Source organism: Kitasatospora sp. NPDC057692 (assembly GCF_042799475.1).
GTDB lineage: Bacteria > Actinomycetota > Actinomycetes > Streptomycetales > Streptomycetaceae > Kitasatospora.
In genome coordinates, this window is record NZ_JBHVIV010000009.1 from 103,273 (window position 1) to 124,046 (window position 20,774).

The 20,774-nt window shown below is 73.4% G+C and carries 20 protein-coding genes and 1 pseudogene; 14 read left to right on the plus strand and 7 right to left on the minus strand.

Annotation, left to right across the window (positions count from 1 at the left end; all coding sequences use genetic code 11):
- The first annotated feature begins 27 nt into the window (after window positions 1–27).
- The 5 genes from ACFVFS_RS08160 (at window position 28) to ACFVFS_RS08180 (ending at window position 4,223) form a co-directional block, all read left to right on the plus strand.
- Window positions 28–942, plus strand: coding sequence for a F0F1 ATP synthase subunit gamma (locus ACFVFS_RS08160; protein ID WP_380621428.1), 915 nt, complete (start codon window positions 28–30; stop codon window positions 940–942).
- Window positions 943–944: 2 nt separating this feature from the next.
- A complete protein-coding gene (gene atpD / locus ACFVFS_RS08165; protein WP_380621430.1) occupies window positions 945–2,390 on the plus strand; it encodes a F0F1 ATP synthase subunit beta in 1,446 nt (481 codons plus the stop codon).
- Between the two features lie 186 nt (window positions 2,391–2,576).
- A complete protein-coding gene (locus ACFVFS_RS08170; RefSeq protein WP_376091445.1) occupies window positions 2,577–2,960 on the plus strand; it encodes a F0F1 ATP synthase subunit epsilon in 384 nt (127 codons plus the stop codon).
- A gap of 148 nt (window positions 2,961–3,108) precedes the next feature.
- Window positions 3,109–3,609, plus strand: coding sequence for a DUF2550 domain-containing protein (locus ACFVFS_RS08175; protein WP_344324216.1), 501 nt, complete (start codon window positions 3,109–3,111; stop codon window positions 3,607–3,609).
- Window positions 3,610–3,650: 41 nt separating this feature from the next.
- Window positions 3,651–4,223 (plus strand): cob(I)yrinic acid a,c-diamide adenosyltransferase, encoded by a 573-nt coding sequence (locus ACFVFS_RS08180; RefSeq protein ID WP_380621432.1) that lies wholly within the window; start codon window positions 3,651–3,653, stop codon window positions 4,221–4,223.
- A gap of 10 nt (window positions 4,224–4,233) precedes the next feature.
- On the opposite strand, the gene ACFVFS_RS08185 is transcribed toward ACFVFS_RS08180, so the two are convergent.
- Window positions 4,234–4,773, minus strand: coding sequence for a hypothetical protein (locus ACFVFS_RS08185; RefSeq protein ID WP_380621434.1), 540 nt, complete (start codon window positions 4,771–4,773; stop codon window positions 4,234–4,236).
- A 154-nt stretch (window positions 4,774–4,927) separates the two neighbouring features.
- Here ACFVFS_RS08185 and ACFVFS_RS08190 point away from each other — a divergent pair, with 154 nt between their 5' ends.
- From ACFVFS_RS08190 to ACFVFS_RS08210, 5 genes are all read left to right on the plus strand, one after another.
- The gene (locus ACFVFS_RS08190) at window positions 4,928–6,139 is read left to right on the plus strand and encodes a sensor histidine kinase (RefSeq protein WP_380621436.1); all 1,212 of its coding nucleotides are present in this window, start codon (window positions 4,928–4,930) and stop codon (window positions 6,137–6,139) included.
- Window positions 6,136–6,786 carry a response regulator gene (locus tag ACFVFS_RS08195; RefSeq protein ID WP_380621438.1) on the plus strand — a complete coding sequence of 217 codons (651 nt, stop codon included), beginning with the start codon at window positions 6,136–6,138 and terminating at the stop codon, window positions 6,784–6,786. The genes ACFVFS_RS08190 and ACFVFS_RS08195 overlap by 4 nt, the downstream gene beginning before the upstream one ends.
- A 180-nt stretch (window positions 6,787–6,966) precedes the next feature.
- Window positions 6,967–7,836 carry a 3-hydroxyacyl-CoA dehydrogenase family protein gene (locus ACFVFS_RS08200; protein WP_376091461.1) on the plus strand — a complete coding sequence of 290 codons (870 nt, stop codon included), beginning with the start codon at window positions 6,967–6,969 and terminating at the stop codon, window positions 7,834–7,836.
- Window positions 7,837–8,231: 395 nt separating this feature from the next.
- A complete protein-coding gene (locus ACFVFS_RS08205) occupies window positions 8,232–8,564 on the plus strand; it encodes an STAS domain-containing protein (RefSeq protein ID WP_380621440.1) in 333 nt (110 codons plus the stop codon).
- A 231-nt stretch (window positions 8,565–8,795) separates the two neighbouring features.
- Window positions 8,796–11,165, plus strand: a complete 2,370-nt coding sequence (locus tag ACFVFS_RS08210; RefSeq protein WP_380621442.1) for an ATP-binding protein — start codon at window positions 8,796–8,798, stop codon at window positions 11,163–11,165.
- 9 nt (window positions 11,166–11,174) lie between these two features.
- On the opposite strand, the gene nucS is transcribed toward ACFVFS_RS08210, so the two are convergent.
- On the minus strand, window positions 11,175–11,834 hold the full coding sequence (gene nucS, locus ACFVFS_RS08215; protein WP_380621444.1) for an endonuclease NucS: 660 nt from the start codon (window positions 11,832–11,834) through the stop codon (window positions 11,175–11,177).
- Window positions 11,835–12,345: 511 nt separating this feature from the next.
- Between nucS and ACFVFS_RS08220 the strand changes: the two genes are divergently transcribed.
- Window positions 12,346–12,738: an SCO5389 family protein gene (locus tag ACFVFS_RS08220; protein ID WP_380621446.1), complete on the plus strand. Its 393-nt coding sequence runs from the start codon at window positions 12,346–12,348 to the stop codon at window positions 12,736–12,738.
- Between the two features lie 67 nt (window positions 12,739–12,805).
- On the opposite strand, the gene ACFVFS_RS08225 is transcribed toward ACFVFS_RS08220, so the two are convergent.
- Window positions 12,806–14,059, minus strand: a complete 1,254-nt coding sequence (locus ACFVFS_RS08225) for an LLM class flavin-dependent oxidoreductase (protein ID WP_380621448.1) — start codon at window positions 14,057–14,059, stop codon at window positions 12,806–12,808.
- Between the two features lie 227 nt (window positions 14,060–14,286).
- Here ACFVFS_RS08225 and ACFVFS_RS08230 point away from each other — a divergent pair, with 227 nt between their 5' ends.
- On the plus strand, window positions 14,287–14,610 hold the full coding sequence (locus tag ACFVFS_RS08230) for an ATP/GTP-binding protein (protein ID WP_380621450.1): 324 nt from the start codon (window positions 14,287–14,289) through the stop codon (window positions 14,608–14,610).
- 24 nt (window positions 14,611–14,634) lie between these two features.
- On the opposite strand, the gene ACFVFS_RS08235 is transcribed toward ACFVFS_RS08230, so the two are convergent.
- Together ACFVFS_RS08235 and ACFVFS_RS08240 are read right to left on the minus strand one after the other, a co-directional pair.
- A complete protein-coding gene (locus tag ACFVFS_RS08235) occupies window positions 14,635–15,399 on the minus strand; it encodes an ABC transporter permease subunit (RefSeq protein ID WP_380621452.1) in 765 nt (254 codons plus the stop codon).
- Window position 15,400: 1 nt separating this feature from the next.
- The gene (locus tag ACFVFS_RS08240) at window positions 15,401–16,405 is read right to left on the minus strand and encodes an ABC transporter ATP-binding protein (protein WP_380621454.1); all 1,005 of its coding nucleotides are present in this window, start codon (window positions 16,403–16,405) and stop codon (window positions 15,401–15,403) included.
- A gap of 92 nt (window positions 16,406–16,497) precedes the next feature.
- Here ACFVFS_RS08240 and ACFVFS_RS08245 point away from each other — a divergent pair, with 92 nt between their 5' ends.
- Both ACFVFS_RS08245 and ACFVFS_RS08250 read left to right on the plus strand, forming a co-directional pair.
- Entirely contained in the window at window positions 16,498–17,295 is a 798-nt protein-coding gene (locus tag ACFVFS_RS08245; protein WP_380621456.1) for an alpha/beta fold hydrolase, read from the plus strand.
- Window positions 17,292–17,612, plus strand: a complete 321-nt coding sequence (locus ACFVFS_RS08250; protein ID WP_344345576.1) for a hypothetical protein — start codon at window positions 17,292–17,294, stop codon at window positions 17,610–17,612. The genes ACFVFS_RS08245 and ACFVFS_RS08250 overlap by 4 nt, the downstream gene beginning before the upstream one ends.
- A 79-nt stretch (window positions 17,613–17,691) precedes the next feature.
- Here ACFVFS_RS08250 and ACFVFS_RS08255 read toward each other — a convergent pair whose 3' ends face one another.
- A complete protein-coding gene (locus tag ACFVFS_RS08255; protein WP_376091496.1) occupies window positions 17,692–18,621 on the minus strand; it encodes a cellulose-binding protein in 930 nt (309 codons plus the stop codon).
- A gap of 107 nt (window positions 18,622–18,728) precedes the next feature.
- A pseudogene (locus ACFVFS_RS08260) lies at window positions 18,729–20,774 on the minus strand (hypothetical protein); the annotation flags it as partial.

Genomic DNA, 20,774 nt, shown 5'->3' on the forward strand with positions numbered 1-20,774 from the left:
GTAGCGAGGGAAAGGACGTAACGACCCATGGGAGCACAGCTTCGGGTCTACAAGCGCCGGATCCGCTCTGTCACCGCGACGAAGAAGATCACCAAGGCGATGGAGATGATCTCCGCGTCGCGCATCGTCAAGGCGCAGCGCGCGGTGGCCGCCTCCACTCCGTACGCCGATGAGCTCACCCGGGCGGTGACGGCGGTGGCCACCCGGTCCAACGCCAAGCACCCGCTCACCACCGAGAACCCGAACGCCACGCGCGCCGCGGTCCTGCTGATCACGGCGGACCGCGGTCTGGCGGGCGGTTACTCGACCAACGCCATCAAGGCCGCGCTGACGCTCTCCGAGCGCCTGCGTGCCGAGGGCAAGGACGTGGTGACGTACATCGTCGGCCGCAAGGGCGTCTCGTACTACGGCTTCCGCAACCTCAAGGTCGCGGGCTCGTGGACGGGCTTCTCGGACAAGCCGACCTACGGTGACGCGAAGACGGTGGCCTCCGAGCTGATCGAGGCCTTCACCGCGGAGACCGACGGTGTGGACGAGCTGCACCTGATCTCGACCGAGTTCGTGTCCATGCTGACGCAGAACGCGGTCGACGCCCGGCTGCTGCCGCTGAAGCTGGACGAGGTCCAGCTCGGCGACCAGAGCCCGGCGAAGGCGGAGATCTTCCCGCTGTACGACTTCGAGCCGTCGGCGGAGGGCGTGCTGGACGCGCTGCTGCCGCGGTACGTCGAGAGCCGGATCTACAACGCGCTGCTGCAGTCGGCCGCTTCCGAGCACGCCGCCCGCCGCCGCGCCATGAAGAGCGCGACGGACAACGCCGGCGAGCTCATCAAGTCGCTCACGCGGCTTGCCAACTCGGCCCGTCAGGCCGAGATCACCCAGGAAATCAGCGAGATCGTCGGTGGCGCGAACGCCCTGGCCGACGCTAGCGCGGGGAGCGAATGAGTATGACCACCACTGTTGAGCCGACCACGGCGACGGGCCGCGTCGCGCGGGTCATCGGCCCGGTCGTCGACGTGGAGTTCCCCGTCGACGCGATTCCGGAGATGTTCAACGCCCTGCACGTCGAGGTGGACAACCCCGACGGCTCGGGCAAGAAGACCCTGACCCTCGAGGTCGCCCAGCACCTCGGCGACGGCCTGGTCCGCGGCATCTCGATGCAGCCGACCGACGGCCTGGTCCGCGGTTCGCAGGTCAGCGACACCGGTGCCGCGATCTCGGTTCCGGTCGGCCAGATCACCAAGGGCAAGGTCTTCAACGCCCTCGGCGACGTGCTGAACGTCGACCAGGCGGAGTTCGACCAGCAGGTCGAGGTCCGCTGGCCGATCCACCGCAAGGCCCCGGAGTTCAAGGACCTCGAGTCCAAGACCGAGATGTTCGAGACCGGCATCAAGGTCATCGACCTCCTCACCCCGTACGTCCAGGGTGGCAAGATCGGCCTGTTCGGTGGTGCCGGTGTCGGCAAGACCGTTCTGATCCAGGAGATGATCTACCGCGTCGCCGAGAACTTCGGTGGTGTGTCGGTGTTCGCCGGCGTCGGCGAGCGCACCCGTGAGGGCAACGACCTCATCGACGAGATGGTCGACTCGGGCGTTCTGGACAAGACCGCGCTGGTCTTCGGCCAGATGGACGAGCCGCCGGGCACCCGTCTGCGCGTCGCGCTCTCCGCGCTGACCATGGCGGAGTACTTCCGTGACGTCGAGAAGCAGGACGTGCTCCTCTTCATCGACAACATCTTCCGGTTCACCCAGGCCGGTTCCGAGGTGTCGACCCTGCTCGGCCGCATGCCCTCCGCGGTGGGCTACCAGCCGAACCTGGCCGACGAGATGGGCCTCCTGCAGGAGCGCATCACCTCGACCCGTGGTCACTCGATCACCTCGATGCAGGCGATCTACGTCCCCGCGGACGACCTGACCGACCCGGCGCCGGCCACCACCTTCGCCCACCTGGACGCGACCACCGTTCTGTCGCGTCCGATCTCGGAGAAGGGCATCTACCCGGCCGTCGACCCGCTGGACTCCACGTCCCGCATCCTCGACCCGCGGTACATCGCTGCGACCCACTACGAGACGGCCGTCCGTATCAAGGGGATCCTGCAGAAGTACAAGGACCTCCAGGACATCATCGCGATCCTCGGTATCGACGAGCTGTCCGAGGAGGACAAGGTCACGGTCCACCGTGCCCGCCGCATCGAGCGCTTCCTCTCGCAGAACACCTACGTGGCGAAGCAGTTCACCGGTGTCGAGGGCTCGACCGTCCCGCTGTCGGAGACCATCGAGGCCTTCAACTCGATCGCGGACGGCAAGTACGACTCCATTCCGGAGCAGGCCTTCTTCATGTGCGGTGGCATCGAGGACCTCGAGCGCAACGCCGCCGAGCTGGCGAAGAAGTAATCGCGGCCGGTAGCAGCCGAGCGTGATCGCGAGGGGTGGGCCCCAGCCCTGGGACCCACCCCTCGCGTCGCATCGGCTGTGATTCCGGTCAAATCCGTGCCGTCGGTTTCATGCCGGGGGCGCGGGCCCGTTATTCTTACCGAAACTCCCGAGTAATCGGGCGTTGCATGAGCCTAGGAGCCCACGTTGGCTGAGCTGCACGTCGAGCTGGTCGCAGCCGACCGCAAGGTGTGGTCCGGTGCGGCCACCATCGTCGTCGCCCGTACGGCCTCCGGTGACACCGGCATCATGCCGGGTCACACCCCGGTGCTGAGCGTGCTGGAGACCGGTCCGGTCACCATCCGCACCACGGACGGCAACACCGTGATCGCCGCGGTGCACGGCGGCTTCATCTCCTTCGCCGACAACAAGCTGTCTCTGCTCGCGGAGATCGCCGAGCTGGCGGACGAGATCGACGTCGCGCGCGCCGAGCGCGCACTGGACAAGGCCAAGTCGGACCTGGACGAGCACGCCGAGCGGCGCGCCGAGGTCCGGCTGTTCGCGGCGCGCGGCCTCAAGGCCCACGCCTGAGTGCGCCGGACCCCGCCTGAGCGGGGTCGACCGACGGTCCCGGGGACGCGTGAGCGTGACCCCGGGACTGTCGTCTCAGTTGGTAGGTCAACGCGGTCGCCTGGTACGACCGACACGGGGAACGCGGGTAGCGAGGAGGTAGGTGAGCATGGTCCTCGCCCTTGTGGTGTGTGCGGCGGTCGTGGCGCTCGGTGTGATCGGGCTGGTCGCGTTCGCGGTACGCCGCCGTGTGATCCAGCGGGTCGGTGGCACGTTCGACTGCAGTTACCGGCTCAAAATGCCGGCCGACGCCTCGACGCAGCCCGACCTCGACGAGAACGGCCAACCCACCCCGGCCCCGGTCCCCCAGACCGACGGCAAGGGGTGGGTTTTTGGTATCGGCCGGTACAGCGGGGACTCCATCGAGTGGTTCCGGGTCTTCTCGTACGCTCCGCGCCCGCGCAAGGTGCTGCCGCGCCGGGAGATCGAGGTGCTCGGCCGGCGCTACCCGGAGGGGCAGGAGGAGCTGGCCCTGCTCTCCGGCTCGGTGGTGCTGCGCTGCCTGCACAACGGCGCCCCGCTGGAGCTGGCGATGAGCGAGGACGCGCTCACCGGCTTCCTCGCCTGGCTGGAGGCCGCCCCGCCCGGGCAGCGAGTCAACGTCGCCTGACGGGGTTAACGGCCCCTAACCGGCCCCGCTAGGCTGGCCGCATGGTCAATCTGACGCGCATCTACACCCGCACCGGCGACGACGGCACCACCGCGCTGGGCGACATGAGCCGCACGACCAAGACCGACCCGCGCCTGGTCGCGTACGCGGACACCAACGAGGCCAACGCCGCGATCGGCGTGGCGCTCGCCGTCGGCGCGCTGCCCGAGGACGTGGCCACGGTGCTGACCCGGGTGCAGAACGACCTCTTCGACGTCGGCGCCGATCTGGCCACCCCGGTGGTGGAGGACCCGAAGTACCCGCCGCTGCGGGTCGAGCAGTCCTACATCGACAAGCTCGAAGGGGACTGCGACCACTACCTGGCGGAGCTGGAGAAGCTCCGCAGCTTCATCCTTCCCGGCGGCACCCCGGGCGCCGCCCACCTGCACCTGGCCTGCACCGTGGTGCGCCGGGCCGAGCGGGCCACCTGGGCGGCGATCGACACCCACGGGGACACCGTCAACCCGCTGACCGCCAAGTACCTCAACCGGCTGTCCGACCTGCTGTTCATCCTGGCCCGCTCGGCCAACAAGGAGCGCGGCGACGTGCTCTGGGTGCCGGGCGAGAACCGCTAGCCCGAGGGGCTCAGCCCTGCCGCGGGGGCTGCTTCGGCCAGAGCGTGTAGCTGACGGCGATCACGGTGTTCACCACGGCGGCGATGCCGAGCCGCCAGTACCACGCGTCGAACACGGCGGTGCCGGGCGCGTCGGTGAACAGCTTCAGCGCGGTGATCAGGGTGATCGTGATCGCCACCGAGGTCAGCGTGCGCCCGCAGACCCGCCACTCGTGGCGGCTGCGCTCGGCGCCGTACTTCGGGGCGGGCGGCGGCTTCGGCCCGCCGGCGAAGCGGTGCAGGAACCGGGCGTCGGCCCAGCGGACCACGGACGGGCCGTAGCCGACCGAGAAGCCCAGGTAGCTCGCGGCCAGCCCGTGCGTCCAGGAGGCGGTGGCGCCGCCGCGCAGGTCGAGGAAGGTGAGCAGGAAGAGCACCAGGTCGGTCACGGGCAGGCCGACCAGCAGGGCGGTGCTCACCCGGCGCCACCGCAGCAGGTAGCGGCTGGCCAGGCCCAGGGCGAGGAGCACCCAGAAGGCGACCTCGGCGGCGAGGACGAGGGTGACGATCATGATCCGCTCCGGCTCTCGGTGACGCTTCCAGGCTCCCGGAGCACCCCTCGCGCGCGCGTCGTCGCCGGGGGCGGACCGGCCTGCATCTTTCGATGTACGGCGGCTCCTCCCCGGACCGGAGCCGTCCCGGCCGCGGGGATGATCTGATGGGGGCGTGCGCAGACCCACCCCCACCCCGCGGCAGGTCGACGCGACGATCGCGCTCTCCGGGCTGCTCGGCGGGCTGCTGCTGATCGCCTTCCAGGTGTACGACCACTCCTCCGCCGTCCAGCGCTGGCAGGTGCTCCCGGCGCTGCTGGCGATGTCGGCGCTGGAGCTGGTCCGGCGGACCAGACCGGTCCTGATCGCGGTCCTCGGCGGACTGGTCTTCGTCGGGAGCATCTTCTCCGGTGCGCTGCTGACGACCACCATGATGTACACCGACCTGCTCTACGCGGCGGTGGTGTACGGCCCCCGCCGGATGTCGCCGGTCCTGCACGCCACCGGTACCGCCTCGGTGCTGGTCCTGACCACCCTGACCTTCGTCTACAGCGAGCCGAGCGCGGCGGTCACGGTGGTGGTGCTCACCACCCTGATCTTCCTCGCCCCGCTGTGGACCGCCGACATCGTGCGCAAGCACCGGCAGGAGGCGGAGGCCCAGCGGCTGCGGGCGGAGCAGACCGCGCTGCTCTCGGAGATGGACCGGCGCGAGGCGGTGGTCGCCGAACGGGCGCGGATGGCCCGGGAGCTGCACGACGTGGTGGCCAACCACCTGTCGGCGATCGCGATCCACGCGACCGGCGCCCAGTCGGTGGCCCGCCGTCAGCAGCGGCCGGCCGACGACCCGGTGGTGGAGGTGCTCGGGGTGATCCGGGAGAACAGCGTCCAGGGATTGGCCGAAATGCGCCGCATCATCGGGCTGCTGCGCGACAGCGGCGGCGGCGAGGCCGACGCGTCCTACGCCGCGCCGGACCTCTCGGCGGTGGACGCGCTGCTCACCAAGGCGCGGGCGGCCGGACAGGACGTCGGGCTGGGCTTCGAGCTGGCCGAACGGGGCGAGCGCGGCGACCTGCCGGTTCCGGTGGAGCTGGCGGCGTACCGGATCGTGCAGGAGTCGCTGACCAACGCGCTCAAGCACGCCGGCCCGGGGGAGGTGCGGGTGCTGCTGGACTTCCGCCCCGAGGAGCTGCGGATCACCGTGGACAGCCCGTTCCGCCAGGGGGCCGGGCAGGCCCTGCCGGGTGCCCGGGCGGGGCTGGTCGGCATGGCGGAGCGGGCCTCGCTGCTGGGCGGCGGCTTCGAGGCCGGGCCGCGGGGCGGGAGCTGGAGCGTGCGCGCGGTGCTGCCGCGGGCGCTGACGACGGAGGAAGGAGCGGGGCGGGCATGACGATCCGGGTGCTGGTCGCGGAGGACCAGGCGGCGGTCCGGGCGGCGCTGGTGATGATCCTGCGGGCCGAGCCCGACCTGGAGGTGGTCGGACAGGCGGCGGACGGCGAGGAGGCCGTCCGGCTGGCGCTGGAGCTGCGGCCGGACGTCGTCCTGATGGACGTGCAGATGCCCCGGCTGGACGGCGTCTCGGCGACCCGTCAGGTGGTGGCGGCCGGGGCGGCGCAGGTCCTGGTGCTGACCACCTTCGACCTGGACGAGTACGTCTACGGCGCGCTGCGGGCGGGGGCGGCAGGCTTCCTGCTGAAGGACCTGGAGGCGGACGCCCTGGTGGAGGGCGTCCGCACGGTGGCCCGCGGGGACGGCATGCTGGCGCCCTCGGTGACCCGGCGGCTGATCGGCACCTTCGCCCGTCCGGACCGGGTGGTGGGGCCGGAGCTGCGGGCGGCGGTGGAGGGGCTGACGCCGCGCGAGCGGGAGGTGCTGGCCTGCATCGGCGCCGGCCTGTCGAACGGTGAGATCGCCGGGCGGCTGGCGATGGCGGAGGCGACCACCAAGACGCACGTCAGCCGGATCCTGGCGAAGCTGCGGCTGCGCAGCCGGGTGCAGGCGGCGATCCTCGCCCAGGACCTTGGTCTGATGATGTGATCGACCGATTTGCTCACCTGACCAGGTCGGTCACAGATCACACCCTCGGATGGCACCACGGGCCGCGTCCGGAGGCTAAAGTCCGGCCCATGAGCGATGCGGCTCGGTGGGCGACCCCTGCCTTGAGCCGCCTTCAGGGGCCCGCCCATCGGGGCGGCGACGGCATCGGGAGACCAAGCCATGAGCAGTGCGTCCAGCAAGCAGATCGCCGTGATCGGTGCCGGCCTGATGGGCGCCGGCATCGCCCAGGTCTCCGCCCAGGCCGGGCACCCGGTGGTTCTGCGCGACGTGACCGAGGAGGCGCTGCGGCGCGGCCTGGACGGCATCCGCGCCTCGTACGACAAGTTCGTCTCCAAGGGCAGGCTCACGGCGGAGGACGCCGAGGCGGCGCTCGGCCGGATCACCACCACCACCGACCTGGGCGCGGTCGCCGAGGCCGACATCGTGGTCGAGGCCGTCTTCGAGCAGCTGGACGTCAAGGAGGGCGTCTTCAAGGAGCTCGACAAGCTCGCCAAGGACGGTGCGGTGCTCGCCTCCAACACCTCCGCCATCCCGATCACCCGGATCGCCGCCGCCACCTCGCGCCCCGAGTCGGTCGTCGGCGTGCACTTCTTCTCGCCGGTGCCGCTGATGAAGCTGGTCGAGCTGGTCCGCGGCTACAAGACCAGTGACGAGACGCTGGCCGCCGCCCGCGCCTTCGCCGAGGGCGTCGGCAAGGAGGTCGTGGTGGTCAACCGCGACGTGGCCGGCTTCGTCACCACCCGCCTGATCACCGCGCTGGTCGTCGAGGCCGCCAAGCTCTACGAGTCGGGCGTCGCCACCGCCGAGGACATCGACACCGCGTGCCGCCTCGGCTTCGGCCACCCGATGGGCCCGCTGGAGACCGCCGACCTGACCGGCGTCGACATCCTGCTCCACGCCGCGCGGAACATCTACAACGAGACCCAGGACGAGAAGTTCGCCGCCCCGGAGATCATGGCGCGCATGGTCACCGCCGGTGACCTCGGCCGCAAGAGCGGACGCGGCTTCTACCCGTACGCGGGCAAGTGACGCCGGGCCGGTGAGCCGGTGACCGGGCGGGCCGTGCGGTCGCGGAACCGTACGGCCCGCCGTTCCGGGGGCGGGTGAGTTTCCTCACGCCGGGTACCGCAGACGGGTGATTTGGGCGGTAATCGAGCGTAGGTGTGGAGAGTTCCTGCGTATATTCCCTCGGACGAGTGAAGTTGCTTCAGATCCGGCCGCCACCAGCAACCCAGGGGGCCGGCTCGCCGTCAGATGGATGACAGGGGAACCCGGCATTCCGGCCGGGGCCGGCGCGTGGGGCCGCGGGGCCCGCCCGGCGCCCGGACCGCCACCGCCCCTCCGGCCCGAGACCGCCGGCGACACCCGGACCCACCGACACCCGCACACCCGTACCCCAGGCCCGCCACGCGGAGGAGGAGAGCATGCGCATCACCGGCGACCACGCGGCGCTGGCCATCGAAGGCCGCCTCGACGTGCGCACCGCCGCCGACGCGCGGGCCCGGCTGCACCAGGCCGTCGACGGCGGCCTCGGCGACCTCGTCCTCGACCTCGCCCGCCTGGAGTTCTGGGACGCCACCGGCCTGGGCGTGATCATGGGCACCCACCGCCGGGCCGGCCGGATCGGGCGCCGCCTGGTGCTCCGCTCCGTCCCCGCCCAGCTCCAGCGCCTGCTGGTGGCCACCCGGCTGCACCGCATCCTCGCCGTCGAGGGCGTCGCCGCCGACGCCCGCGGCGCCACCCTCCCGGCCCTCTGACCGCTGCCCTTCCGCCCCCCCGAACCCCCCCGGCCCCCCGCCCGCCCCCGAGCCCGGGAACGGTCGGGGCACGACGCTGCGCGGGCGGGGGCGGATGTGCGAGAGTCTGGCGTCAGGACACGGCCGCCCGGCCCGCCCTTGCCGGGCGCGGCGGCCGCTACGGGTTGACGGCGCGAGCGTGGGGCGGAGCAGAACGTGGCACAGCCAACCGGTGACTTCCGGCAGGAGTCCGTGCGAACCCGGAGCGGTGAACTGGTCTCCGGCGGACTGCTGGTGACCGTCGGCGGCCCCGAGGGCTCCGAGGTGCGGCCCTGCCCCGAGGAGTGGCGCCCCCGGCCCCGCCGCACCGAACCCGGCGCGTCCGGCCGGGGTCCCGGCGGCGACGCCGACCGCCGGGTCGGCCCGCTCGCCCTCGGCGCCGGGCCCGCCGACCTGCCGCTGCTCGACCGCGAGGCCGACATCGCCCAGCTGCTCGGCCTGCTCGCCGAAGGCCGCTCGATACGCCTGGTCGGCCAGGCCGGCTCCGGCCGCAGCGCCCTGCTGTCCGCCGTCGCCGAGGCGGCCGGCGGCCTCGCCCCCGGCGGCGTGGTCCAGCTCTGCGGCCACCGCCGCACCGCCGCCGACCTGCTCCAGGACCTCTTCGCGGCCACCCACCACGCCCCCGGCTACCGCCCCGATCCCGGTCAGCTGGTCGACCACCTCGCCCGGGTCGGCGCGATCGTCGTCATCGACGAGGTCGCGCCCGCCGGCGCCGAACTGGAGGCCCTGCTCGGCGCCGCCCCCGACTGCGCCTTCCTGATCTCCGGCGCCCCGGACGGCCCGCTGCTCCCGGCGGACTCCCGGCTCCGGGACCACCTGGTCGCCGGCCTCTCCCGGCCCGCCTGCCTGGCCCTCGCCGCCCGGCTGGCCGGGCGGCCCCTGGACGCCGCCGAGAAGGCCTGGGCGGTGGACCTCTGGTTCGAGTCCGAGGGCCTGCCGCTGCGCTTCGTCCAGGCCGCCGCGCTGCTGCGCCAGCGGGACGTCGCGGTGGACGCGCTGGTCGCCGCCGAGGAGGACCGGATGGACGTCTTCGGGGCGGTGGAGGAGCCCGTCCACCACCCCGACCCGGCGGTCCGCGAGGCCGCGCTGCGCGACACCGTGCCGCTGCCCTCGGTCGCCGAGTCCACGCTGCCCGCCGTCCGGCTCGCCGAGGGACTGAGCGAGACCGGGCAGGCCGTGCTGCGGCTCGCCGTGGCGCTCGGCGGGGAGTGCCCGACCGCCCCGCACCTGCCCGCGCTGATCGACGTCGGCCAGGGCGAGAGCGCGCTGGCCGAACTCGCCGACGCCGGGCTGGCCGTCTCGATCGGCGGCCACCACCGGCTCACCGCCGGGGCGCAGGAGCTGCTCGCCCCGCACTGGCCGGCCCGCGGCAGCGCCGACGGCGCCGCCCAGCACTTCGCCTGGTGGGTCGGCCACTCCTCGGTCTCGCTGCCGCAGATCGCCGCCGAGGCGGAGGTGGTGATCGGCGTCCTGCTGGCCGACCGGACCGCCGGACGGCACGACGCGGTGCTGCGGCTGGCCCGGGCGGCGGCCCCCGCGCTGGCGCTGGCGCTGCGCTGGGGGGCCTGGGAGCGCGCCCTGCAGCTCGGCCTGGAGGCCGCCCGGCGGACCGGCGACCGGGCCGCCGAGGCCTGGTTCCACCACGAGCTTGGGGTGTACGCCGTCTGCGCCCACGAACCCGGCCGGGCCGCCGCCGAGTTGGAGGCCGCGCTGGCGCTGCGGGGCGCGATCGGCGAGCAGCGCGGGCTGGCCGGGGCGCGTCGGATGCTCGACCTGCTGCGCGCCGAGGGCCGCCAGTTGCCGCCCGCCGCACCGGCCAAGGCGGCGCCGGTCCGCCGGCCCGGGCTGCGGGCCATCGCCCGGGTGCCGCTGCGGCTGGGCACCAAACGCACGGCGATCGCCGCCTCGGCGGCGGTCCTGGCGCTGGGTGTGCTCGGCACGGCGGTCGGGATGACCACGGCGGACGGGGGGAAGGGCCCCGACCCGCACAGCAGCCGGGACGACGGCTCCCTGCTGCCCGGCGCGGGTGTCCCGCCGCGCTCCACCGCGCCGCGGCCGTCGTCGTCCACGACGTCCGCGCCGTCCTCGTCGAGCGCCGACGGGCCCTCGGAGGAGGCCGGCGGGCCGGCCCCGGAGGAGCCGGAGGACGGGTCCGCGCCGAGCGGCGCCTCGCGGACGCCGTCCGGTTCGTCCTCGCCCTCGGCGTCGAAGCGGCCGAGCCGCTCGCCGAGCCCGGGGGAGAGCACCACCGCCGCCCCGCCGCAGCCCCCGGCCCCGAACCCGCCGCAGCCCCCGGCGGGCGGCACGGGCGGCGGTACGGCGGGCGGGGCCGGCGGCGGCGGAACGACCGGGGGAACGGCCGGAGGGACGGGCGGGGGCACGGCCGGGGGAGGCGCGGGCACCGGCGGCACCCAGCCGACCGGCGGGGCCACGCAGCCGACCGTACCCACGACCACCGCGGCGCCCAGCCAGAGCGCCACCCAGACGCCTACCGAGACGGCGGCGCCGTCGGGCTCGGCGAGCCCGACGGCACCCGCTTCGGCCCCGCCGACCGGTCCGTGACCGGTCGGATCAGAACAGCTTCAGCTTGTCGTCGTCGATGCCGCGCAGCTCGTCGTAGTCCAGGACCACGCAGCCGATGCCGCGGTCGGTGGCCAGCACGCGGGCCTGCGGCTTGATCTCCTGCGCGGCGAAGACGCCCTTCACCGGCGCCAGCAGCGGGTCCCGGTTGAGCAGCTCCAGGTACCGGGTGAGCTGCTCGACACCGTCGATCTCACCGCGCCGCTTGATCTCGACGGCGACCGTCGTGCCGTCCGCGTCGCGGCACAGGATGTCCACCGGGCCGATCGCGGTCGGGTACTCGCGGCGGATCAGCGACCAGCCGGAGCCGAGCACCTCCATCCGGTCCGCGAGCAGCACCTGGAGGTGCGCCTCGACGCCGTCCTTGATGAGGCCGGGATCCACGCCCAGCTCGTGCGAGGAGTCGTGCAGCACCTCCTCCAGCGTGATGATGAGCTTCTCGCCGGCCTTGTTCTCCACCGTCCAGACCCCGTCGGCCTCCTTGAGGACGCACGGCGGGGACATCCAGTTGAGCGGCTTGTAGGCGCGGTCGTCGGCGTGGATGCTGACGCTGCCGTCGGCCTTGACCAGGATGAGCCTGGTGGCGGAGGGCAGATGGGCGGAGAGCCGACCGGCATAGTCGACTGAGCAGCGGGCAATTACGAGACGCACGGTCGACCACGCTAGCCCACCGGGGCCAGTTGATGCGATTCCACGACGACCGGGTGAAGAATCCGCGAACCCCGCCACGATGGATGCCCTGCGATCCCGCGAATGCCCGTCGGCACCCTGGCGGCCACCACCATAGGCCGCTACGGTGTGTGACGGATTGCTTGCGGGAGCGCTGTCAACGGGGATGGAGACTTCAGATGAACGATCCGACGGGATCCGGCCAATGTGGTGCACCCGGGCGCATTCCCGGAGCAATCCGCCGGAATCACCGGCCTGGCTCGTCGTTGACTGCCACGCTGTTCTGAGCGGCCGGCGCCCCCGCCCGACGTCCCTCGCTCGGTCGGCGGCGCCCCCGCGTCGGCGCGGTGCCGGAAACACGGCCGTCCGACGGCGTCACACCCGTCCGACGGCGTTCCGGACACACACGCGTCCCCACCCTCACCCTCAGCTTGGACCTGGACTACGCATCCCCACCCGGGCGTCGCGCGGGTGGACCGCGAGAGGAGAACCCATGTCGCTCGACGTCTCACCGGCCCTGCTGGAGAAGGCCGAGCGGGACGAGGTCGACGAGCGGGAGTTCGTCGACTGCGTCCGCGTCTCCCTGCCGTACGCCTGGGACCTGATCAGCTCGCTGGTCGCCCAGACGGAGGTCGACGGCACCGACTTCGCCGACAACCACGTGCCACCGCCCAGCGAGCAGGCCCGCGGCCAGCTCCTGCGGGCGCTCGCCAGCAACGCCATCCGGGGTGCCCTGGAGCGGCACTTCGGTGTCGAGCTGGCCTTCCAGAACTGTCACCGGGTGGCGGTGTTCCGGCCGTCCTCCGCCAACAAGAAGCGCTACGAGCGGTTCACCTCGGTCCGCGAACAGCTGCTCAACCAGTCCGAGGAACTGCGCGACTGCTAGGGAACGTCGAACTCCCGTCGCCCGCCCGCCCCCGGGCGCTCGGGGCGGGAACGTGCACGGGGCCGGTTCAGCTCAGCTGCGGGAGGACCTCGGAGCCGAGCCGGGCGATGTTGTGCAGGGTCGCCTCCCGCTCGCCGCTGCCCTCGGCGAGCAAGGCGAAACGGCGGATGCCGGTCCGCTCGGCGGTGGCCAGGAGCCGGTCCGCGCACTGTCTCGGTGTGCCGACGGCGTGCAGGTCGCAGAGCAGTTCGGTGTACTGGCGCGGGTCGCGCATCTTGCGCTCCCGGCCGTCCACCGTGCGGTGGGCGCCGAGCCCGAACTCGAACCAGCCGGGCATCGCGCGCAGGAGTGTGGCCCGGGCCGCCGAAGTGCGGTCGTCGACCTGGGCCACCCCCGCCGCGACGTGGTGCCGGCTGATCCGGCGCAGCTGCTCCTCGCCGCGTCCGGCGGCGAGCCAGGCGGAACGATACAGCTCCAGCATGTGCAGCTTGTCCTCGTCGCCGGAGTGCATGCCGAGCAGCATCGGCAGGCCGCGTTCGGCGGCGGTGCGGACCCCGCCGGGCGAGGTGCAGGCGACCACCACCGGGGGCCCGGCCGCCGGGCGGCCGGCGGTGGTGAGGTGCTCCTCGGCGGGGCCGTCGGCGTCCTGGCGCTGACGGGGGAAGCGCAGCACCCCGGTCCGCTGGTCGAGGCCCAGCCAGGCGCCGAGGTCGGGGCGCCGGGGCGGTTCGGTTGCCCGGGGCACCACGGCCACCTCGGGGAAGCTGAACTGCGGTCCGGCCGCACCCACCCGGGAGCCGCGCAGCCAGCGCAGCAGCAGGTCGAGCCGCTCCGGGAAGCCCGCCTCGAAGGCGTCCACGCCGCTGCCGAAGACGTCCAGGTCGATCCACGGGCCGCCGCGCCCCACCCCGAGCGTGAAGCGCCCGCCGGAGGTGAGGTGGAGCAGCGCGGCCTGTTCGCCGAGGGCCACCGGATGCGTGGTGGAGAGCACGCTGACCGCCGTGCCGACGCCGATCCGCCGGGTCCGGCCGAGCAGCAGCGCGGCCAGCGTCGCGGCGTTCGGGCAGACCCCGTACGGCACGAAGTGGTGCTCGGCCAGCCAGACGCTGTCCAGTCCCGCCCGCTCGGCCGCGACGGCGGCGCGCACGGTGCGGTCCAGCGCCTCGCCGTGGGTCTGGCCGGGGAACTGCGCGGAGAGCAGGAAGGCGCCGACCCGGACCGGGCCGGTGTCCGCGGTGGCGGTCGCGGCGCCCTGGACCGCCGGTAGCGGGGTTCCGGCGGTGTCGGCGGCGACGGCCGTGATGGTGCTGCTTCTGGTCATTTCTGAGGCCTCCTCGGGTGCGCGCAGGGTCTGCGGGCCCCGCCTGTCCCCTCGTGAGTAGCCGATGTCATGTGCCAATGGCACGCCGGAGCGCCAATTTCCCGGAGAAACGGGTGGATCTCCCGAGAAACACCCGATCATCGTCCGATGCCGTGATAGTGGCCCGGCCGGGCGGCGCCCGGCCGTAGGCTGGAACGGTTCCCGCACCCCGTAGAGAGGTAGCCGCCGTGTCGCCCCGACGCAACCGGATCAAGAGCGCCGCCGACCGTGACCGGGCGGAGCCGGCCGCGCCGCTGGGCGGCGCGATGCGCCGGACCGAGAACTACCAGGGCGACGACTGGGTGGTGCAGACGGTCGCCGGGACCGCCGGGCGGTACTACCGCTGCCCGGGCTGCGACCAGGAGATCCCGCCCGGGACGGGCCACGTGGTGGCCTGGCCGATGCACGGCGCGGGGGTGGACGACCGGCGGCACTGGCACCGGGCCTGCTGGGGTGCGCGGGAGCGCCGGGCCTCGAACCTGCTCCGCGGCCGCGGCGCTCCCAAGCACTGACCCGCGGGCCGGGCCCGCCCGGGTTCAGGCGTCGCGCTTCTTCAGCACCAGCGCCCCGCCGGCCAGCGCGGCGAGCGTCCAGGCCAGGCAGATGACGAAGCCCGCCAGCGGCCCGTACGGCTGGCCGTGCTGCTCGTAGACCAGCAGCATCCGCGAGCCCGCGTAGTCGGGGAAGTAGTGGGCGACGGTCTTGGCGCCCGGCACCGCCGAGAGGATCGGCGAGAGCAGGAAGAAGAACGGCACCAGCACGCCGAGCGCCAGGGTCTGGTTGTGCAGCATCGCGGTGACGCCGGCCGAGAACAGGCAGAGCATCGTCAGGTAGACCGCGGCGCCGAAGACCGCGCGCAGCACGTTCGGCTCGCCCAGTGAGGTGGAGTGCTCGCCGAGCAGCGCCTGGCCGACGAAGAAGGTGAGGAAGGCCGTCACCAGCGAGACGGCCAGGGCCAGCGCGCCGAGCACCACGGCCTTGCCGGTGAGCAGGGTGCCGCGCTGCGGGACGGCGGCCAGGGTGACCCGGATCATCCCGCTGCTGTACTCGTTGCCGACCGCCAGCACGCCGAAGACGATGATGGCCAGTTCGCCGAGCATGATGCCGGCGAAGGAGGTGCCGGTCGCGTCGAACGGGGAGTCGTCGCTGCGGAACTCCTCGAAGTTGTTGTTGGTGAGCAGCGACAGCAGGGCGCCGACGCCGAGGGTGACCACGAAGGTCAGGGCGAGGGTCCAGACCGTCGAGCGGACGCTGCGGATCTTGGTCCACTCGGAGCGCAGGACCGCGGGGAAGGACGCCATCTCAGTTCTCCTCCGTGCTGCGGGAAGCGGGCTGCCCGCTCGGGCCGCCCTTCCAGTCGGCGCCCCAGGCGCCCGGGGCGCCGGCCGCGTCGCGTCCCGGCCCGTCGCCGGCGTGGTACTCCACCGCGTCGGCCGTCATCTGCATGAACGCCTCCTCCAGCGAGGCCTGCTGCGGGCTGAGCTCGTGCAGCACCAGGCCGTTCGCGGCGGCCAGCTCGCCGAGCGCCGCGAGGTCGCCGTCGACCACCTCGTACGAGCCGCCCGGGCCGGGTTCGTGCCGCAGCCCGGCGCCGGCCAGCACGTCGAGCAGCCGCTCGGGCTGCGGGCTGCGCAGCCGGACGGCGGAGCGGGAGTTGCGGCGGATGAACTCGGCCATCGGCAGGTCGGCGAGCAGCCGGCCCTTGCCGATGACCACCAGGTGGTCGGCGGTGACGGCCATCTCGCTCATCAGGTGGGAGGAGACGAAGACGGTGCGGCCCTCGGTGGCCAGGCGCTTCATGAGGTTGCGGATCCAGAGGATGCCCTCCGGGTCGAGGCCGTTGACCGGTTCGTCGAACATGACGATCTCCGGGTCGCCGAGCAGCGCGCTGGCGATGCCGAGGCGCTGGCCCATACCGAGCGAGAATCCGCGGGCGCGTTTGCGGGCGACCGGGGTGAGGCCGACCAGGGCGAGCACCTCGTCCACCCGGCGCTCGGGGATCCGGTTGCTCTGGGCGAGCCAGAGCAGGTGGTCGCGGGCGGTGCGGCCGGGGTGGACGGCCTTGGCCTCCAGCAGGGCGCCGATGTACTTGAGCGGTTCGCTCAGCTGCCCGTACCGCTTGCCGTCGATGGTGACCCGGCCGCCGGTGGGGCGGTCGAGGTCGAGGATCATGCGCATCGTGGTGGACTTGCCGGCGCCGTTGGGCCCGAGGAACCCGGTGACCACCCCCTGGGGGACCTTGAAGCTCAGCCGGTCGACGGCCAGTGTCTTCCCGTAACGTTTGGTCAGGTCGTGCAACTCGATCATGGAAGCTCCCTCACTCTCCGTCAGGCTATGACATAGCGGACAAGGAGGCCCGCCGAGTGGGCCCGCCGGGCGCACCGGAATACGGTGGCCCCATGACCCAGCTCCCCTCCGCAGTGTCGGTCCGCGAGAGCGGTACCGGAACACCCCTCGTGCTGCTGCACGCCTTCCCGCTCAACGCCGCCATGTGGTCCGCCCAACTGGACGCGCTGCCCGGTCCGGCCGGGGACAGGGCCCGGGTGATCGCCCCCGACCAGCGCGGCTTCGGCGGCAGCGGACTGGGCTCCGAGGAGCCCGCGCTGGAGACCGTCGCCGACGACGTCGCCCGGCTGCTGGACGCCGCCGGGATCGACCGCGCGGTGCTCGGCGGGCTCTCCATGGGCGGGTACGTCGCGATGGCCTTCGCCGAGCGGCACCCGGACCGGCTGGCCGGCCTGCTGCTGGCCAACACCAAGGCCACCGCCGATCCGCAGGCCGCCAAGGAGAACCGGGAGCGGATCGCCTCCGCCGTGCTGGCCCGGGACAGCGTCCGGCTGCTGCTCGACGAGCGGATGGCGCAGGGCCAGCTCGCCCCGGGGTCGCAGCACCTGGCCGACCGGGTGCAGGAGTTGGTCGCCGCCGCCCCGCCGGCCTCCGTGGCCTGGGCGCAGCGGGCCATGGCGGCCCGTCCGGAGCGCCTCGACGTCCTGGCCGGTCTGCGGGTGCCGGCCGCCGTGGTGGCGGGCGCCGACGACGCGCTGATGCCGCTCGCCGAGGCGGAGCTGATGGTGCGGGCCCTGCCGGACGCGGAGCTGACGGTGCTCCCCGGGATCGGCCACCTGAGCGCGATCGAGGCGCCGGAGGCGTTCGACACGGTGGCGCTGCGGCTGCTGGAGCGGGTGGCGGCGGGATGAGGGAGGAGCGGGCGGAGACCGGCGGCTGGGACTTCTCCGCGCTGGAGGTGACCGGCCGGATGCCGGTGACCAACCGGGCCGACGGGCTGCTGGAACTGACCCTGGAGCCGCTGGGCGAGGACTACTGGCTGCGCCCGGGGGAGACGTTCATCGTCACCTCGTACGGGGACTACGGCTCCGGGCACCCCTTCGAGGTGCAGTACTGGCCGGACTCGGTGTCGGTCTGGTGCACCTCGTGGTTCGGGACGGTCTCGGACGACGAGGGCAACCAGCTGAGCTGCGGGCACCAGCGCCCGGACGGCGCCTACCCGCGCTGAGACGGGCCGAGGAGGGCCGAGGAACGGGGAACGGCCCCCGCCCGGGGAGGGCGGGGGCCGTCGGGGCCTGCGGGCCGCGTCAGCGCGACTGCTGGGCGGGGACGCCCATGGTGTCGTCGTTCGGCAGCGAGGCGGCGGCCACGGCCGCGCCGGTCAGCGTCGCCAGCATCTCGCGGACGTTGGTCAGCTGGGCGTTGATGCTGTCGCGGCGGTTGGTGAGCGCCGCCAGCTCGCGCTCGGATTCGCTGCGGATGCGGTCGGCCTTGGCGTTGGCGTCGGCCACGATGTCCTCGGACTGGCGCTGGGCCGTCTCGACGGTCTGGCGGGCGCGGCGCTCGGCGTCGGTGCGCAGCTTCTCCGCCTCCAGGCGGAGCTGCTCGGCGCGGTGCTCGATCTCGGCCAGCCGCTTCTCGGCCTTGGCCTGACGGGCGGCCAGGTCGCGCTCGGACTGCTCGCGGCGCTTGGCCAGGTTGGTCTCGAACTCCAGCGCGGCCTGGGCGGCCTTGGTGCGGGTCTCCTCGAAGAGGGCGTCCGCCTCCTCACGCTTGTTCTGGGCGTCCTTGTTGGCCTCGGCACGCAGCTGGGCGGCGTCGCTCTTGGCCTTGTCGACGATCCGCAGGCCCTCGTCCTCCGCCTTGGCCTTGCGGTCCTTGGCGTAGTTCTCGGCCTCGGTGCGGACCTGCTGGGCGGCCGCCTCGGCGAGCTCGCGGTGCTGCTCGGCGGCGCGGTGCGCCTCCTCGCGCAGGTCCTTGGCCTCCTCCTCGGCGAGCCGCAGGATCTTCTCGACCCGGGCACCGAGACCGGCGTACGACGGCTCGGACTCGGCGACCGCCGCCTGGGCGGTCTGGGTCTCCAGGTGGAGCTCCTCGATGCGCTTCTCGAGGGCGCTGATCCGGGTCAAGGCACTGTCACGGTCGGCCACCAGCTTGGTGATCCGCTCGTCGACCTGGGCGCGCTCGTACCCACGGCGCACCAGGTCGAAGCCGTGAGGGGAGTGACTGTCGCTCATGGGGTTCTGGGCTTCCTGTCGTCAAACCGCTGAGGTGGTTGAGGGAATCCTGACACGGTACCGGAGTGTCGGCGACGAAACGCCGTCGTCCCGCGGACAATGTCCGCTCAATCGGGTGGTGCGTTCTTGGAGCGATTGCCACCCGACCGGGGAGAGCCAATTCCGGCACCAGCCTTGGCTCCCCCGTCCTTCTTGGTGCTGCTTCCCCCGTTGGCCTGTGCGACCGGTGACGGCGCCTCGAAGGCCTCCAGGGCGGACAGCACGTCCTGCACCCTGGAGATCTCGGTGTTGATGTCCTTGCGGCGGCGCACCAGTTCGTCCAGCTCGCGCCGGCCCTCGTCGGTGGCCCGCTTCGCCTCCGCCCGCGCCTCGGCGAGCAGCCGCTCCGCCTCCGCCTTCGCCAGCTCGACCTGCTCGTCGGCGGCCCGGTCGGCGGCCCGCAGCCGCTTCTCGGCCTCGGCCGACGCCGAGTCCAGCCGCTCCTCCGCCTCGTCCTGGGCGGACTTCAGCTTGGCCTCGGCCTTGATGATCAGGGCCTCGGCGCGGTCGGTGGAGCTGGAGAGCTTGGTCTCGGCCTCCTTCAGCAGCCCCTCGGCCTTGCGGACGGCCGAGAGCCGGACCTTGCTGGCCTCCGCGGACGCCTCCGAGGTCAGCTCGTTGGCGCGGTCCTCGGCGGCCGCGACCAGCGCCGCCGCCCGGTCCTCGGCCTCGGCGACGGTGGCCACCGCCTGCTCCTCGGCCTCGGTCAGCTGCTCCTGGGCGGCCGTCACCAGCGCGTCCACCCGCTCGCCGGCCGACTTCATGGCCTGCGCGTTCTCCTTGCGGGCGCGCTCGTGCAGGGCCTCCACCTCGGCGTCGGTGCGCTCGCGCAGTTCCTCGGCGCGCTCGCGGATCGCGGTGGCGTCCCGGCGGGCCTCGGAGAGCAGCGCGTCGGCGTCGGCCCGGCCCTTCTCGACGGCCTCCTGCCCGGCGGCCTCGCCGGCCAGGACCAGCCGGTCGGCCTCCTTGCGGGCGGCGGCGACCATCGCGTCCGCCTGCTCCTCGGCGGCGGCGGTGGTGGCCAGCGCGGTGGTCCGGGCGTCCTCGCCGAGCGACTCGGCGTCGGCGAAGGCCTTCTCCAGCACGGACTTGGCCCGCGCGCGGGTGGCCTTGTCGAACTGTTCGGCGGTCTCGCGGACCTCGGCGTCGTAGGCGTCGGCGCGGCCGTGGGTGGCGGTGTCGTACTCGTCGGCCAGGGTGCGGGTGGCGAGCGCGTACTCCTCGGCCTCGGCGCGCAGCGCGGCGGCGAACTCCTCCGCCTCGGCGACGGTGCCGGCGGCCCGGTCCTCGCCGGCGGCCACCGTCCGGGCGGCCAGCTGCTCGGACTCGGCGCGCTGCTGCTCGGCGGCCTCCAGGGCGGCGCGCAGGGTGTCCTCGGCCTCGGCGCGCAGCTGCTGGTCGTAGGCCTGCGCCTCGGCGCGCAGCCGGGCCAGCTCGGCCTCGGCGGCCTCGTGGTCGGCGGCCAGTTCCAGCTCGGTCTGCTCGCGCAGCGCGGTCGTCTCGGCGTCGGTCCTGGCGCGCAGATCGGCGGTCTCGCGCTCGGCGGTCTCGCGCAGCCGGGCCACCTCGTGGTCGGTGGCGGCGCGCAGCTCGGCGGTCTCGCGGTCGGCGAGCGCCCGCAGCTCGGTGGTCTCCCGGTCGGCGGTGTCGCGCACCTCGGCGGCGGCGCGCTCGGCCTGCTCGCGCAGCTCCTCGGCGTCCCGCTCGGCGGTGGCGCGCAGCTCGGCGATCTGCTGGGAGGCGGTCTCGTGCAGCCCGGCCACCGACTGGCGGACCTCGGCGGCCTCCTCCTCGGCGGTCTCGACCAGGACGGCGGCCTCGGTGCGGCCGGCCTCGACCAGCTCCTCGCCGTCGCGCCGGGCCTGCTCCAGCTCCTCGCCGGCCTCGGCGCGGATCGCCGCGGCGGTGGCACGGGCCTCGGACAGCTCGCGGCCGGCCTCGGCGCGGACGGTCTCGGCCTGCTCCGCCGCGAGCGCCAGCTCGGCCGCGCCGCGGTCGCGCAGCTCCTTGGCGGCGGTGTCGGCCTTGGCGAGGCGCTGTTCGGCGGTGGTTTCGGCGGCTTCGAGGGCGCGTTCGGCCTCGGCCTGGAGGCGGGCCGTTTCCGCGGCGGTGCG